Source organism: Bacillus paramycoides (genome assembly GCF_038971285.1).
Classification (GTDB): Bacteria; Bacillota; Bacilli; order Bacillales; family Bacillaceae_G; genus Bacillus_A.
Genome location: NZ_CP152427.1, coordinates 1,110,196 through 1,126,449, shown reverse-complemented (window position 1 = coordinate 1,126,449; position 16,254 = coordinate 1,110,196). Strand labels below are relative to the sequence as shown.

Below are 16,254 nucleotides of genomic sequence, written 5' to 3'. Positions count from 1 at the left end.
AGTTTGCTACTATAATTGTATTATAGGACACGAAAAAAGACAAACGGAGTAGTTTGCCTTTTTCTATACTTCTATCTATTATATCAACCTTTTGAAAAATTCGTTTGCACCTCTTGAATTGGCCAATATCGTAAATCAACTTTACCGACAACTGTATCAGCTTTTACAAATCCAAAGTGTCTACTATCCCAGCTCCCGAGCCGGTTATCACCTACTACAAAAATATATCCAGGTGGCACCATTTTTTCCTTCGTTAACTCTTCTAGCGTAAAGTCACCTGTTAGTTGTCGTCCATTTATCTCTTTCTTATATTTCTCTAAATAAGGTTCATCCACGAATTGTCCGTTTATATATAGTTTATCATGCTTATATTCAATTTGATCTCCAGGTAAACCGATAATTCTTTTTACGTAGTCCTCTTTTTTATTCGCATGAAACACAACAACATCAAACCTATTCAAGTCCCCCACTTGATAACTCACCTTATTTACAACGAGCATATTGCCATCTTGCAATGTCGGCATCATTGACTTCCCCTCTACAACGTACGTTGAAAAGAAAAACGTTCGAAAAAATACAGCTAATAATACACCAATTAAAATTGTTCGTATCCACTCTATGCCTTCTTTTTTCAAAGTTTTCTTCATCCGCTTCTCCCCTTATCCTTTAATAATGAAGCTTTCCTTTACAAAGAAGACTATTCTTAATGTAGTTCTAATTTTACTTCGATTTTCTTACCGACATACCATAAAATAAAAATGCCAATTGCTACAATGACTGATTTCACCGGATTATGAATAAATGACATTAAATCATGACCGATATACGTTAAAATAAAAATCATCACAAGCTTTCCGAACGCGAGCGCAAGGCCAAACTGTTTTACACTAATGCGTGATAAACCAGCAACAACGTTTATAAGCGCAGACGGTGTAAACGGAAAACAAAATATGACGAAAATCGGTGCGAACCCTTTCCTTTCAATCCATCCCATTGCCTTCCGTACTCTCTCATGCTTATTTACAAAAGAAAAGAAACGACTGCGGCCAAAATGGCGGATAATGAAAAAGACAAGCAAGGCACCCATTACTGATCCAAGCCAAGAATAAAGAAAACCGAGCCAAAATCCAAATGCAACAGCATTCGCCAGTACAAATACGATGAGTGGCAATGCTGGAATCAACGCTTCTATCATCGGTAAACCAATACCAAGCAGTGGTCCGAACGCTTTATAACTTTCAACAATATGATCCATATTTTCTGGTGAAAAATACTCTTTGATTGTCTGAAAATCCATTCTACACTTTACCCCTTTACTCTAAGTACTACCTCTACTGTATCATCGCTTATATGAAAGAGGAAATGGTAGATACGACATATGGAGATGTAATTATTAAGTTTCCATATCTTTCATTAGAATTCCTTCATTATTATGCTATGATAATCTATCAATATTCGACAGGACGTTTCGCGGCTTTAGAATTGATCCTTTTGTTTTGGTAGCAAATTCCTCGGTCAGTGAAATTATACCGGCGATTTCGCGAATATATCGACTTACCGATAAAAACTGACAAATAAAAAAGATGGGGATTTTCCCCCATCCTCTTACACTTCCTCTTCTTTCACAAAATATACTTTCTCGTATGCTGGTTTTAATCTAGATTCTTCAGTTTTATCAATCTCTTTAAAACAAGGATTCCCTTGTTTTTTCCTACGATCTTCATATTCAGTACGCAATTTTGCCATACGATTTAGTTGATTTTCAAAACTACTTTTTGATATTTCTAATTTCACAGCAAAACCATTTATAAATCTAATAATAACATTTCCATCTTTTGACTCTTTATTACTTTCAATATAAAAATGAGACAACCAAGCACACTCTTTTCTAGAGTATGAATAAGTGGGAAAAAAATAAAGTTGATCTGTCGGACTAATCGCAATCGGTGCTTTATGTGTAATATGAGTTAACTCTTTCGTTCCTTCTTTTCTGCCTAAGAAACTAGAACCATGCTTGCGGCAACTTCTTTCTATAATATCTAGGGGCTTTTGAAATACGAAAAAGGAATCTTCCATTTCAACAACTCGTGTAACAATTTTCTTCTCACTTAGAATAACAGGAAGTAAGGCCATTGTATTTTTATTTACCACATAGTTTTCGACATAGCGTTCTACTTTACTTTCCATATTCTACTGTCTCCTTTTTTCCATTTATATTAGCAGCTGCATATATAATTTTAGCATCTATGAAAAGGAAATGCCTTACAGATTCCGCTTTTTTACAATACTTTATCATTTGTCAAATATCTTTCAAATTATTAAATAAAAATATAGCAATTTAAAAAGAAATGAGCTATACAAAATGTCTTTATACTACCTATAAATATTTACAACTACTTCCTCATTTCGCATCATTACAACAATTAACTTTGCTATAATGAAAAGGAAAATCCAATATATGGAGGTCCACTATGGAAGAAAAAGAAATGCAACCAACGATTCACATGAAAAATAACAACATCGTAATCGTGAAAAACTCGGCTAGCATTATATTCGCTTTATTTTTCATTCTATTATTTTTTGCAAAGCCTTTTCGAAAATCAAAATGCGTTGAATGTAAGAAATGCGCGAAAAAAAGAGTTGAAAAAGAAGAGTAAAAGGCCTTCCATTTTGGAAAGCCTTTTACTCTTCTTCCTATTTTCTTCCGAGTGTCCTTATATCCCCTTTTTAATATTACTACATACAAAAAAAATGATTAAAAATTATCCACTACGTTAAAAAGTACTTGTACGTGTTACCCATTTTTATTAAGAACTTCAACTTTATACATCACTAGCAACTTTTTAATTCGTTAAATCTACAATATAAGTTTTGTATAGAATTCCATTTCAAAACACAAAATATGTAAGTAATTATTTATGATTACATTAATTTTTTATCTAATTCCAAAAAGGAGCTGTATAATATGGAGAAAAAAAGTCTATTAAGCCAACAGATTAATAGCGTCCCAACAGATGCTCTGAATACCCCTAGTAAAGAGCAAGAACAAATGTTAGAAACGTCATCTCAAGACGAACAAAATTCTAACAACAATACTAACAAAAAAGATGTTACTCAAAGCCTATATGGCGCAGATTTACCCATTTCGGATGTAGACAGAACAACAAATAAACAATGAATTGTAAAGAAAAAAATTAAGAACAAATAAACTTAATACTTTCTCAGTTATAAAGTGAAACTTTAATCAGTCCTCAACAATTGGGTGTTAACAAACAGTTCGTCTCCCACCGAATTTTGAGAAGAGAAACCAACTGCCCGTTAATGTGAATGATAAAAGGAAGAACATTATTTTCACAGTTATAAGGACGTATTTTTTCTTCAATGAACTCAAAACGAATTGTTACTTCAATCGTACGTAGAAAATGGTTCTGCAGAACTAATTCTTCTATAGAAACTGATACGCGTTCATCCCGATGATTTTTGAATACCTCCATCATAAGAAATCTCTCCTTTCCCATCAATTTTGACATAAAAAAGAGATGGAAAGACTTTCTCCACAACATAAAAAAAGGATGGCAGCTGCCATCCTTTTTTCTATCATCAACTATAAAATTATAGTTTGATTACGTTTTTAGCTTGAGGTCCACGGTTACCGTCTTCGATTTCAAAGCTAACTTTTTGACCTTCTTCTAGAGATTTGAAACCGTCAGTTTCGATTGCAGAGAAGTGTACGAATACGTCGTTTCCGCCTGGAACTTCGATGAAACCGAATCCTTTTTCGTTGTTAAACCATTTTACTTGTCCTGTTACTGCCATAATTATTTCCTCCTAAGAAAATACACATTTTATTTTTTTAGTTTTCCTATCTAAAAAAAGAATCCACACATTATCAAATACGAAACATAAACTAGTTCTCACATACTTTTTCTCGTTCGTTTTCGGCACTTGATAACATATGGATTGCTTAATTTAACTATTCAACTGACATTATCATAGCACATTAAAATGAAATGTACAATCTTTTTTGAAAATAACTGACAAATTAAATTGATTGTACATTCGTAAATATTTGATTTTAACACGTGGAGAATTCACTATAAAACAAACACATACATCATTTGAATGCGATTACACCCCTTGTTCTGAGGTGTTACAATATAATCACGTGGTCGCGATATTGGAGGGGATTATATGTCAAACTATACAAACGAAGAAAAGCTTACCAGGGGAAACGTCTCAAATGTATATCGTTCTGAAAATACTGTTCGGCGAGAATTAAAGCCTGGCAGCGCACAAATTCATCAATTATTACAACACTTAGAAAAGAAAGGATTTCATCACGCTCCAAAGTTTTTAGGGGTAGATGAAAAAGATAGAGAGATTTTATCCTTTATTGAAGGAGAAGCTGGAAATTATCCGTTAAAAGAATATATGCGGTCTAACGATGTTTTAAAAGAAATCGCAAGGATGCTTCGCCTGTACCATGATGCGGTAAGTGATTTTCCGTTAGTAGATGATTGGAAACCGATGGACCTTACTCCAAATAACATGGAGGTTGTATGCCATAACGATTTTGCCATATATAACATTATTTTTAATAACGAGAAACCAGTAGGCATTATTGATTTCGATGTTGCTGCTCCTGGCCCAAGAATTTGGGATATCGCTTATACGCTTTATACTTGTGTACCTTTAAGTAGAGTGTATTATACAGAATCGGGCGAGGCAGTTCATTATGAATCGGTACAACATGCCAATCGTACGAAAGAAAGAGTGAAATTATTTGTCCAGTCCTATGGGAAAAGTATGAACGAAGATTACGTAGGTATGGTGCTGCTACGCCTAGAAGCGTTATGTACGTATATGAAAAGAAAAGCGCAAGAAGGCGATGTGAATTTCCAAAGAATGATTGATGAAGGACATTTAGAGCATTATGAAAAAGATATGAAGTTTATTCGTGATCATAGAGCTGAGTGGATTTAATCCTATTGTCTTTTTTGTCGGTAAGTCGATATATTTTCATTTACTCCTCGAATCTTTCAAAAAATAATAAGGGGCACCCTTCAAAAAGGGGCCCCTTCCTTTTATTTCGTAAATTGTGCTTCTTCTGTAGATCCTTTTAACGCTGTCGTTGACGAAGTACCACCTGTAATAACTTGTGCTACTTCATCAAAGTAACCTGTTCCTACTTCGCGTTGGTGACGAGTTGCAGAGTATCCGTGCTTTTCTGCTGCGAATTCTGCTTGTTGCAGTTCAGAGTATGCTGCCATACCGCGCTCTTTATAGCCACGTGCTAATTCAAACATGCCGTAGTTTAATGAGTGGAATCCAGCAAGTGTTACGAACTGGAATTTATAGCCGTAAGATGCGATTTCTTTTTGGAAGCTCGCGATTGTTTTTTCATCTAGTTTTTGTTTCCAGTTAAATGAAGGTGAGCAGTTGTATGCAAGCAATTTCCCTGGATGTTCTTTATGAATTGCGTCCGCAAATCGTTTGGCATCTTCTAAATTGGGTTCAGACGTCTCACACCAAACGAGGTCTGCATAAGGAGCGTATGCTAAACCACGTGCAATTGCTTGATCAAGACCCGCCTTCGTACGATAAAATCCTTCTGGTGTTCTTTCTCCTGTAATAAACGCTTTATCAACTGGATCAATATCGCTCGTAATTAAATCAGCTGCATCCGCGTCTGTTCTTGCAACGATAATTGTCGGCACTCCCATTACGTCAGCCGCAAGACGTGCCGAAATTAAATTACGTACCGCTGTTTGCGTCGGTAGTAATACTTTTCCGCCTAAATGCCCACATTTTTTCTCTGAAGATAATTGATCTTCAAAGTGCACACCTGATGCACCTGCTTCAATCATACCTTTCATTAGTTCAAATACGTTTAATTGTCCGCCAAATCCAGCTTCTGCATCTGCTACAATCGGTACGAAATAATCTGTATCACCGCTTCCTTCCATATGCTGGATTTGATCCGCACGTTGCAGCGTTTGATTAATTCGTTTTACTACAGCAGGTACGCTGTTCGCTGGATATAAACTTTGGTCTGGATACATATGTCCAGAAAGGTTCGCATCAGCTGCTACTTGCCATCCACTTAAATAAATTGCTTTTAACCCAGCTTTTACTTGCTGCATCGCTTGGTTTCCTGTTAATGCGCCAAGTGCGTTAATATAATCTTCCGTATGAAGCGACGCCCAAAGCTTTTCAGCACCGCAGCGCGCTAATGTATGCTCAATATCAATTGATCCGCGCAGGCGAATTACATCTTCTGCCGAATATGGACGTGTGATCCCTTTCCAACGCGTATCTAATTCCCAGCTCTCTTGTAATTTCTCGATTCTTTCGTTTTTCATTTATTCCATCCCCTTTTCATTTTTTATAAAATTTCATAACCCGGTAATGTTAAAAATGGTACGAATTCATCATCCCGAACGAGATTTGTAAATAACGTTGTCGCCTCTTGGAATCTCCCTTTCTTAAAGGCTTCCTTACCAATCTCTCTTTCTATTTTTGCTAACTCTTCTTCTTTTAGCTCTTCCATTAATTCAAGTGTAATATTACGGCCATCATTTAATTTTCCACCTTCATGGCGAATCCATTGCCATACTTGTGCCCTAGAAATTTCCGCTGTTGCCGCATCTTCCATTAAGTTATAAATTGGTGCCGCTCCCCGTCCGCTTAACCAAGATGCAATATATTGAATACCTACGCTAATATTTAGGCGAAATCCCTCTTCTGTAATCGTTCCCACTGGTACTTCTAATAAATCCTTTTCTGTAACATGTATTTCTTCACGTTTTCTAAAAATTTGATTCGGTGTTTTCATAATGTGATTAAATACTTCCATCGCGACTGGTACAAGTCCCGGGTGGGCAACCCAAGTCCCATCATGACCATCTAAAGCTTCGCGCTCTTTATCCGCACGCACTTTTTCAAAAGCTGCTTCATTCGCTTCTGGATTGTTTTTAATTGGAATTTGTGCCGCCATTCCTCCAATAGCTGGTGCATTACGACGGTGACACGTTTGAATGACTTTCAAAGAATACGCGCGCATAAACGGCGCCGTCATCGTGACTTGCGCTCTATCTGGAAGTAAAAATTCATTATGATTACGGAAACTCTTTAAAAAACTGAAAATATAATCCCATCTTCCGCAATTTAACCCAGCAGAATGGTCTTTAAGCTCATACAAAATTTCATCCATTTCAAACGAAGCGTGAATCGTTTCCAATAACACCGTTGCTTTGATTGTTCCGTTTGGAATACCGATATATTTTTGAGCAAATACGAACACATCATTCCATAACCTTGCCTCTAAATGACTTTCCATTTTCGGTAAGTAAAAGTATGGACCACTTTCTTTTGCTAAAAGAGCTTTCGCATTATGAAAAAAATAAAGTCCGAAATCTACTAAGCTACCAGACATATTCTTTCCTTCAACTTGCATATGTTTTTCCTCTAAATGCCATCCTCTTGGACGCACAATGAGTACAGCTGTTTTACTATTTAAATGATATTCTTTTCCGTTTTCATTTTTATGTGAAATCGTTCCCTGTACTGCATCTCGTAAGTTTATTTGACCTTCAATCGTATTCTCCCAAGTTGGTGAATTCGAATCTTCAAAGTCTGCCATAAAAAGATGTGCTCCTGAATTTAAAGCATTAATAACCATCTTTCTATCTACTGGTCCAGTAATCTCTACGCGGCGATCCTCTAAATCTTTTGGCAATTTGGCAATTGTCCAATCCGCTTCACGTATGTGCTTCGTTTCTTCTAAAAACTTCGGAAACTCCCCTGCATCAATTCTCTTTTGTTTCTCCGCACGCTTTTGTAAAAGTTCTATGCGGCGCTCATTGAAATTTCCATGTAGTTCCTTCAAAAAACTAAGCGCCTCAGGTGTCAATATTTCGTTGTACGCTGGCAACATTTCTCCGGGCAATGTAACCCGTGAAGTTTGCGTCGACATATTAGCATCCCCTTCTTAAACTGTTTTATAACAGATTTGATTTTATGTTTTATATTATATAACAAATATTCAGAAAAGGAAGTTTTTTTTGAAAATTTAATTGATTTTTTACGAAACTGTATTCTTTCACCGGCATTACACATAAAAAAGAAGCCAGTGTTATACAACACCGGCTTCTTTTTCTATTATTTATTCAAAAATTGTTTTAAATAAGAACTGTGCATATTGTTCACGTGTTACTTTCATGTTTGGAGCGAAGTTACCATTGCCATCTCCTACTGAAATACCATTTGAACCTACTGCATTAATCGCATTTTCTGCCCAATGTCCTTTTGGTACATCTTTAAATCCTTTTGTTTCTTTTACTTCTAATTCATATGCTTCTGTAAGCACTTGAGCCATTTCTGCGCGTGTTAATGTATCTTTCGGTCTAAAGTTCCCAGTTCCATCACCATTAAAGATACCTAATTCTGTTAATACTAAAATTTCTTCTAAGAACATTGTTGATCTTTCATTAATATCTTTATATGGATTTTCAAGAATATCGCCTTCCTCAAATGCTTCACTGAAATCCATTGTGCGATAAATTAAAGCAGCTACTTGTTCACGAGTTACGTTATGTCCAAAACCGAACACACCATTTCCATAACCAAGCATAATTTCTTGTTCTGCTAAAGTTTGAATTGCTTCATAAGACCAATGTCCTGCTGGTACATCTTTAAAGAATGCTTGACTTGCTTGTTGTGGCTTTGCAGCTAATTCAGCTTTTGCTGTAGTCCCTTCAGCACTAAATGCTACTCCACCCATAATTGTTAAAGCTGTTGCTACTTTTAAAACTTTTTTCTTCAAAGTATTCTCTCCCTAAAAACATATTTTTTCTAATATAAAGAATTAATGGAAGCGTAACAATACGATTCCTATGTAATTTGTGTCTAATTTACGAACTATATTTCATATACTTTTATTTACACTCTATTAATAATAAAGTTACTAAATCATATATTTAAACAGTAAAAAGTTACTTTATTCAATCTATTCTTATCCACTAAATTCCAAAAACTAAATTACGAATAGCAAATCGATATAATTATAAATAATTTAAAATAAGAAAAAAGCGTGGAATTCCCGCGCTTTTTTCTCGATATATATTATATTAATATAATTTAAATATCCTTATATTTTAACTTTTATTCATAATCCTCATCTTTTACTGGAAAATAAAAAACAGCTTTATTTAAAAACGTTGCATATTGCTCTCGTGTTACAACTTTATCCGGTTCAAATTTCCCATTTCCTGTTCCTACTATGACATGATTAGACTGCAGTGCACTAATCGCATTTTTTGCCCAATGATTATTTGGTACATCTTTAAATGTATGGTTCTTCTTCACTTCAAATGTAAATGCCTTCGTAAGAATTTGCGCCATTTCTGCACGTGTTACTGGTGCGGCTGGTCTAAAATTCCCTTTTTCATCGCCTTCAAAAATACCATGCTTTGTTAATACTAAAATTTCATCTAAAAACATTGTTGCCCTCTCAGAAATATCTTTGTATGGATTTTTTAAAGGTCCTTCTTTTTTCAAATTCAATGTACGATAGAGTACTGCAGCCACTTGTTCTCGTGTTACATTATCTCCTACACCAAACTTACCATTTCCATAGCCTAACATTACTTTATTGTATACTACGTCCATTATATCGTCATATGCCCAGTGGTTTACTGGAACATCACCAAACACAATCATTTCTGGATATTCTTCTGCTTTTACGTTTGGAACATTCGTACTTATAAACAAGCCGCCCATAATAGTTACCGTTGCCATTATACGTAACATGTTCTTCTTCATTGCCCTCTCCCCTTTACTTCCATTAAAAAAATGGAAAATAATAGACTGAAATCCTTTCCAATATTACATATGTTGCCTTCGCAGCCATTATGCAATATATTACATTTAAAAAATCTATTATTGTGAGAATCACTACTAAAGGAGAGCCAATTCGCTCTCGATTTCAACTTTTATACCGAATTGTACGCAAATCAATTTTCTTTCCTGTATTCATGTAAAGGTGTTTCTATAATATAAATATTCTACTTTTTTTAAAAGAAATCCTTCACATTTTAAGAGTTCATTTTCTAGACAAAAAATGCAATTATATCGACTTAACTACAACATACGACAATATTAACCTATCTATTAATAAAAGCTCATAATGAGCGGGAGATACCGCTTCCACAAATTATGAGCTTTCTCTTTATCTATTCCATTTTCCCTGGAGAATTATCAATTGCTCGTTGTAAAAACTTCGCAAATTGTCCGCGTGTAACGAGCATTTCAGGCTCGAACTTGCCATTTCCCGTTCCTACCGCTACTTTATTAGACTGTAATGCGCTAATTGCATCCCTTGCCCAATGGTTTTCTGGTATATCTGTAAATGTATGTGGGCTCTTTGTTTTCAACTCATATGCTTTCGCTAAAATTTGTGATAACTCTGCGCGAGTCATTGTTGCTTTCGGACGGAAATTCCCATTTTCGTCTCCTTTAAAAATACCAAGCTGTGTTAAGCGTAAAATTTCGTAAGGGAACATGGTTGATTTCGCACTAATATCTCCATATGGATTTCCAATAGTCGCACTTCCTTTTACATGAAGTGCGCGGTACAATACTGCCGCCGCTTGTTCACGTGTTATATGATCTTCTACACCAAACTTACCATTTCCATATCCATACATAATTCGATGATATACTAAATTCGTAATTTCATCATATGCCCAATGGCCTGTTGGTACATCATCAAATTCTATCATAATATTAGGGCTAGATTTCTGGATAACATCTGTATTTGCAGACACACCATTTGCACCTACAAATATTCCTCCCATTAAAGTTAACGATGTCGCTATCTTTACTAGCTTTTTCATCTCTCTCATCTGCCTTTTCCTTTATTTTCCTACCATTTATATTCTACAAAAAATAAGGGGATTTTCAATAGAATGCAGATTAAATTATTTAAAATTCAGAATACTTTTTCTTTTATTGCTATTTTTTCATCCTTCGTTTTTCGAAAAGTAAATGCCATCCCTACAAATATAAGAACAATTCCTACTATTTGCATACTAGTCGGTCTAAACCCGGTAAATACTGTATCTAATAGTATTGCAACCGCTGGATCTAAAAACACTAATACAGAAATTAATCTCGTAGATAAATCTCTTAAACTGTCAAAAAATAAGTAATATACAAATCCCGTATGTATAAGACCTGTCGCTGTGATCATCATCCAATTCATCTCTGTTAGCCCTTGAAACTTGCCAAAATCTACGAATGGTAGCAATAAAAATATACCTAAAAACGTTTGTAAAAATGTCATCGCATATGCACTCGTATGCTGAATTCCTTTTCCTAGTAAAGTAGTAAAAGCATAAAATAATGCTGCAAGAAGTGCCCATACCATACCAGATGACATCAGTTTCTCAAACGATACATTTCCATCTACCCCAGCTACTAAAACTGTACCGATAAAACAAATAACAATGGACATAACCGCAAATACTGTAAGTCTCTCTTTAAATACGATACTACCAATCATTAATACGATAATTGGTGCCAGATGGTAAACTGAAATCGCAATTGTAATCGACATAACTTCAAACGCTTTAAATAGAAATACCCAGTTAAAAACGAGAAATATACCGCATGCTAATATTTGCATAACTTCTTTTTTATTCCATTTCTCACTTTTATACTGTCCTGTTACGAGCCAACATAATGCTAAAAATAGAGTCGCACAAATGCAACGAACGAATACTAATTCAAAAGACGGTAAACCTGTTTGAACAGAAAAAAATCCAATTGATCCGAAAATAGACATCGAAAGGATCATTTTTATAGCCGGCATTGATTTTTTATTAAACACCCTTTCTCTCCTCCTATAACCTATCTTTACAAATGAGAAATCTCCAAAACATTACGTATTATTATATATTACAATCGGAAAATTGTAAAAAATTAGAATATAAAAAGTGACAGCCGCACAAAATTCCCATAAAAAAATCATCCTTTTTTATATAGGATGATTTTTTTATTATTGAGAGGAATTTCTCTATATTAAAACTTAAATATACTACTACTTTTGAAGAGTAAATTGGGCAACTATTTGTTTTAATTCTCCTGCTGCGTTATGCATATGTTCAATTGAAACCGAAATCTCTTGAACAGATTTTTCTTGTTGTTGAATAGACTCTTTTACCCTATCAGTTCGGTCAGATGATCTTTGGGAAATTTGAGCTATGTCTTCTGTAGAAGCCGAAATCTCCTCACTGCTCGCTGCAATTTCATCTGTAGACATAGATACCGTTTGAATTTGCTCAGATACTTGTTTTACTTTTTCTGTAATTGTTCCAAATACTTTTTCTGTGTGCATTACTACTTGTGTACCTGCCTGTACCTCATTATCTACTTTCCCCATCATGTCCACGGTGTGGTTCGTTGTTCCCATAACTTGAGTAATAAGCTTCTCAATTTGTTTTGCAGAATCACTAGATTGTTCTGCTAATTTTCTTACTTCATCTGCCACAATTGCAAATCCTCTACCACTTTCCCCAGCACGTGCAGCCTCAATTGCGGCGTTTAATGCTAATAAGTTAATTTGAGCGGTAATGCCTTGCATAACATCAATAATTTTAACAATTTCTTCTGATTGTTCTTTCATAGTCTCTACTTGTTTCACACCGTTATGTACTGAATTTTGGATTGTATCCATCTGTTGAATCATTTGTTTCACTAATTTGTTACCACTCTCTGCATCTAATGCTGATTGAGCAGACAATTCATTTACAGAGGATGATGTATTCACTATACTCTGCATTCCTTGTGTCAACTCTTCCATCGCACCCGCAGTTTGCTCCATTGCTTGCATTTGACTCTCTGCGCCATTTGCAACTTCTTCAATATCTATAGTGATTTTCTTCGCTGCACTACTAGATACTTCCGATGCAGATACTACTCCGTCTGCATGTTGGAATAAAAGCTGAATATTATTCTCTACTTCTTGCATATTTGTTCTTAGCCCTGCAATCATTTCGTTAAAATCACTTACTAATACACCTAATTCATCTTTAGCATTATACTCACCATGTACAGTTAGATTCCCATCTTTTGCTCTTTCCATCATACGACTAACAGTTTGTAAAGGAGCAACTATAAGCTTGCTAATAATATAACTTACTATACATATAATGATTGTAGTAACTACTACAAGAATAATAAAAGTGACAACAGATTGATCTATCATTTTTTGAGAATCTTTAAATACTTGATCAGCTAATTTTGAAACATACGATTCTAGATCTACCGCATGTCCAGCTAACTCTACCCCCTTCGGTTTTAATTCCTTCTGAAATTCGTTTACCATTTGTGGCTCGTTTGTTATCTTCGCTTTTTCAAACAACTTCTTATATGTCTCCATATAATTTGGCAAAGATTTCTTCATCTTCTGAAACAGTTCATCCTCTTGATTACTTAAATTAAAGCCATCATCATATTCTTTTAATAATGACTCATATTTTTTAAGATCCTTTTCAATATTATCAATAATACCTTCTTTATTTGTCCCCTCATTTTGTGACGCTGTAATTAATTCTAGTAAGTTATACTCTAGTGAATTTTGTGTACGGAGCATTCCTTCTAATAAAACTACAGAATGTTGATAATCATCTACTACAACCTCTGCATCACGCTTAATCTTATTAATAGAATTAATTGCTACGCAGCTCATAACTATCATGCTCAATACTGCTAATGAAATAAGCGATAATAATTTATATTTCACTTTTAAATTTTGTAAAAAATACATTTTTTCACCTTTATTCCTTTATATATAGATTTTTAGAATTTTATAGCTTATTATTTACAAAATCACAATAAAAAGCAATGATAAATATTCCCAATATAAAACTTATATCTCTATAAAAAAGAAGTAGCATAATAGCTACTTCTTTTTGCTTTGTTTCTCATATTGTTCAAACGTATGAATTCTTTCGAAAATTGGTGGATGTGTATATAAGAAAAACTTCACTAAAGCAGGCGGATTTACTTGACTTAAACTCGTTTTCGATAAATATTGAAATGTTTTTACACCAGATTTCCCGTCCTTCGTCATGTCTAAAGCATATTGATCTGCCGCTCGTTCTTCTATACGAGAAACATAGTTTGTTGCTGGCTGTGATGCAAAAGAGAGTACAGAAGAAATTAAGAAAAATAAAGGTAAAATTGAAAAACATGCTGCTTTTGAAATTTGCAGCGTATTCCCCCATTTTCGAATACACATATTGATAATACGACTAATGAGAAACATCCCTATAAACGATAGCAACATATAACTCGCAACGCCCCAATATATATGTTTCATAACATAATGTCCCATTTCATGGGCCATTATAAATAAAATCTCTTTATCTTTTAATTGCTTAAGCGTTGTATCCCACATTACAATACGAGCATTAGGGCCAATTCCTGTTACATATGCATTTAACGCATTCGTTTTCTCTGACATATTTACTTCATACACATGTTTAGCAGGAATGTCCGCTTTGTCTGCTATCGCTAAAATCTTCGTTTCTAATTCTTTATTTTTCAGCGTCGAGAAGTCGTTATAAAGTGGATCAATAACGACAGGCTGTATAAATGTTAAAAAGATTGTAAATGGTACAGAGAGCGCCCACCCTGCTAGCCACCATCTCTTCGGGAATTTACGGATAAGCCATAACAGAACGGCAACTACAATTAACATTGTCGCATAACTTTCCCAAAAACCGATAACGTGATCTTTTATCCAGCTTTGTGTACTTTGCGTTGAAATGCCGTAATCAACGGATACCTTTCGGCTAATCCATTGCATCGGCAGGGCAAGAACTGTTGTGAGTAGTGATAAATAAAAGAAATAAATCGCTACTTGCAGGACACTTATTTTCGTCGTTTCCTTCGACCATTTCTCAAACTTTCTTGAAACACCGAGAACAAGTACAAATAATAATATAATCCATTCCAGAGGCGTCGCTAAAAAGTACAGTAAATTTTTCACGCGCGAATAATCATGGCTTAGCGTAAGCTCTCTTGCATTCATAAACGTTTCTGGATCTGCACTCGTTCCTTTATACATGTCCGGAATCAGTTCATGATTCCATCCAAATAAATACCAATATATAAGCAATGCAAACCCAACGTACAAAAAAAGCGACCACCCAATAACCTTCCTCACGCTATTCCCTCCTCTATGCTGCCTGTCTATTATTATTGTAAGTTCGTACATGCTAAATTAGAACAAGCTTATTATGCGAATTGCTCGCGAGCCTTTTATTTACATAAAAAAACTCTTCTACAAATAGAAGAGTTTTACCTACCTTTAGACACTTTCTTCGGTTCATACTCTGGGATAAGAAACGTACTTACAACCCAGCATATTAAACCAGCGCCTTTTATATAGCGTATATATTCATAGTCTTGAAAAAATAAAGTCGTTACAATAAGTGTAAAAAATCCAATTAAAACTAGTACATATCCTATTTGCTTCTTAGATAACATAACGTTCCTCCTTAAGGAAGTACATCCACTAACAAACTAAAATCTTGTAAAGAAAAAGAACTATATTTCATAATACCTTGCACTGCTAAAAGTAAAATAAGACCAGTCACACACATATAATTAACGCTTTCTTCACTCTTTTTTTCAGCAACTACTCCGCCGCTTATACATAATATTCCTAACAAATGGAGTGCTAAATACATAAAGAAATAAGATTCCTCCCAGCGAAGAATAACATTGACTGTCGTTATCAGCACAATACTAAGCAAAATCAAATAAAAAAACTTATTTGATTTTATTGTTTCATTCATATATTTTTATACATCCCTTTCAAATTTAGAATTAATGATGTTTCAAAGCTATAACGTAAATGATTGTTTTCATACTATAAAACAAAAGGAAAGCCACTATTACTTTCTCGAATATTTTACGAACCCACATATACCTCTCTTCATTTTTTTTGAAGATGCGCTTCATCATTTCTTCTACACTTAGACCAAATATTAGTAAAACCCCTACCATAATAAGAAGAGAAATAATATTTTCTTTTACATGAGTACTAGAAAATAAGTAATACTCTGGAAACACAATCGTATCTACTACAGGTTGCACCCAATGACAAACGCTTTTATCACACATATCTGTAAGAGACGTAGCATCTATAATGTCTTTCAATATTTTTTCAATCGTCTTCTTCAT

General features: G+C 34.6%; 18 protein-coding genes and 2 pseudogenes. 3 read left to right on the top strand and 17 right to left on the bottom strand.

Annotated features, from left to right (window positions below):
* Window positions 1–83: 83 nt before the first annotated feature.
* The 3 genes from lepB to AAG068_RS05800 form a co-directional block, all read right to left on the bottom strand.
* Entirely contained in the window at window positions 84–647 is a 564-nt protein-coding gene (lepB, locus tag AAG068_RS05810) for a signal peptidase I (protein ID WP_342718517.1), read from the bottom strand.
* Window positions 648–703: 56 nt separating this feature from the next.
* Window positions 704–1,297 (bottom strand): TVP38/TMEM64 family protein, encoded by a 594-nt coding sequence (locus AAG068_RS05805; RefSeq protein ID WP_000347517.1) that lies wholly within the window; start codon window positions 1,295–1,297, stop codon window positions 704–706.
* A gap of 308 nt (window positions 1,298–1,605) precedes the next feature.
* Complete coding sequence (locus AAG068_RS05800; protein WP_342718512.1) at window positions 1,606–2,187, bottom strand: competence protein ComK; 582 nt, start codon at window positions 2,185–2,187, stop codon at window positions 1,606–1,608.
* Between the two features lie 284 nt (window positions 2,188–2,471).
* Between AAG068_RS05800 and AAG068_RS05795 the strand changes: the two genes are divergently transcribed.
* Window positions 2,472–2,657: a hypothetical protein gene (locus AAG068_RS05795; RefSeq protein WP_342718511.1), complete on the top strand. Its 186-nt coding sequence runs from the start codon at window positions 2,472–2,474 to the stop codon at window positions 2,655–2,657.
* Window positions 2,658–2,965: 308 nt separating this feature from the next.
* Window positions 2,966–3,178 (top strand): hypothetical protein, encoded by a 213-nt coding sequence (locus AAG068_RS05790; RefSeq protein WP_342718510.1) that lies wholly within the window; start codon window positions 2,966–2,968, stop codon window positions 3,176–3,178.
* 151 nt (window positions 3,179–3,329) lie between these two features.
* Here the strand turns inward: AAG068_RS05790 and AAG068_RS05785 are convergent.
* Together AAG068_RS05785 and cspA are read right to left on the bottom strand one after the other, a co-directional pair.
* A pseudogene (locus AAG068_RS05785) lies at window positions 3,330–3,497 on the bottom strand (IS5/IS1182 family transposase); the annotation flags it as partial.
* A 115-nt stretch (window positions 3,498–3,612) separates the two neighbouring features.
* Window positions 3,613–3,816 (bottom strand): RNA chaperone/antiterminator CspA, encoded by a 204-nt coding sequence (gene cspA / locus AAG068_RS05780; protein ID WP_000301523.1) that lies wholly within the window; start codon window positions 3,814–3,816, stop codon window positions 3,613–3,615.
* A 375-nt stretch (window positions 3,817–4,191) separates the two neighbouring features.
* Here cspA and AAG068_RS05775 point away from each other — a divergent pair, with 375 nt between their 5' ends.
* A complete protein-coding gene (locus AAG068_RS05775; protein ID WP_342718509.1) occupies window positions 4,192–4,983 on the top strand; it encodes a phosphotransferase in 792 nt (263 codons plus the stop codon).
* Between the two features lie 101 nt (window positions 4,984–5,084).
* Here the strand turns inward: AAG068_RS05775 and aceA are convergent, their stop codons facing one another.
* The 12 genes and pseudogenes from aceA to AAG068_RS05720 all read right to left on the bottom strand — a co-directional run bounded on the left by aceA (window position 5,085) and on the right by AAG068_RS05720 (window position 16,254).
* Window positions 5,085–6,362 (bottom strand): isocitrate lyase, encoded by a 1,278-nt coding sequence (gene aceA / locus AAG068_RS05770; RefSeq protein WP_342718508.1) that lies wholly within the window; start codon window positions 6,360–6,362, stop codon window positions 5,085–5,087.
* A gap of 23 nt (window positions 6,363–6,385) precedes the next feature.
* Window positions 6,386–7,975 (bottom strand): malate synthase A, encoded by a 1,590-nt coding sequence (aceB, locus tag AAG068_RS05765; RefSeq protein ID WP_342718507.1) that lies wholly within the window; start codon window positions 7,973–7,975, stop codon window positions 6,386–6,388.
* Window positions 7,976–8,164: 189 nt separating this feature from the next.
* Window positions 8,165–8,824, bottom strand: coding sequence for an S-layer homology domain-containing protein (locus AAG068_RS05760; RefSeq protein WP_342718506.1), 660 nt, complete (start codon window positions 8,822–8,824; stop codon window positions 8,165–8,167).
* A gap of 338 nt (window positions 8,825–9,162) precedes the next feature.
* On the bottom strand, window positions 9,163–9,822 hold the full coding sequence (locus AAG068_RS05755; RefSeq protein ID WP_342718505.1) for an S-layer homology domain-containing protein: 660 nt from the start codon (window positions 9,820–9,822) through the stop codon (window positions 9,163–9,165).
* 410 nt (window positions 9,823–10,232) lie between these two features.
* A complete protein-coding gene (locus AAG068_RS05750) occupies window positions 10,233–10,904 on the bottom strand; it encodes an S-layer homology domain-containing protein (RefSeq protein ID WP_342718504.1) in 672 nt (223 codons plus the stop codon).
* 86 nt (window positions 10,905–10,990) lie between these two features.
* Window positions 10,991–11,890, bottom strand: coding sequence for a DMT family transporter (locus AAG068_RS05745; protein WP_342718503.1), 900 nt, complete (start codon window positions 11,888–11,890; stop codon window positions 10,991–10,993).
* A gap of 210 nt (window positions 11,891–12,100) precedes the next feature.
* The gene (locus AAG068_RS29920) at window positions 12,101–12,892 is read right to left on the bottom strand and encodes a methyl-accepting chemotaxis protein (protein ID WP_428845999.1); all 792 of its coding nucleotides are present in this window, start codon (window positions 12,890–12,892) and stop codon (window positions 12,101–12,103) included.
* A 156-nt stretch (window positions 12,893–13,048) separates the two neighbouring features.
* Window positions 13,049–13,828: pseudogene (locus AAG068_RS29915) on the bottom strand (MCP four helix bundle domain-containing protein); the annotation flags it as partial.
* A gap of 135 nt (window positions 13,829–13,963) precedes the next feature.
* Window positions 13,964–15,232 (bottom strand): M48 family metallopeptidase, encoded by a 1,269-nt coding sequence (locus AAG068_RS05735; protein WP_342718501.1) that lies wholly within the window; start codon window positions 15,230–15,232, stop codon window positions 13,964–13,966.
* Window positions 15,233–15,366: 134 nt separating this feature from the next.
* Complete coding sequence (locus AAG068_RS05730; RefSeq protein ID WP_016088942.1) at window positions 15,367–15,555, bottom strand: hypothetical protein; 189 nt, start codon at window positions 15,553–15,555, stop codon at window positions 15,367–15,369.
* 11 nt (window positions 15,556–15,566) lie between these two features.
* Entirely contained in the window at window positions 15,567–15,866 is a 300-nt protein-coding gene (locus tag AAG068_RS05725) for a hypothetical protein (RefSeq protein ID WP_342718500.1), read from the bottom strand.
* A 31-nt stretch (window positions 15,867–15,897) separates the two neighbouring features.
* Window positions 15,898–16,254, bottom strand: a complete 357-nt coding sequence (locus AAG068_RS05720) for a hypothetical protein (protein ID WP_342718499.1) — start codon at window positions 16,252–16,254, stop codon at window positions 15,898–15,900.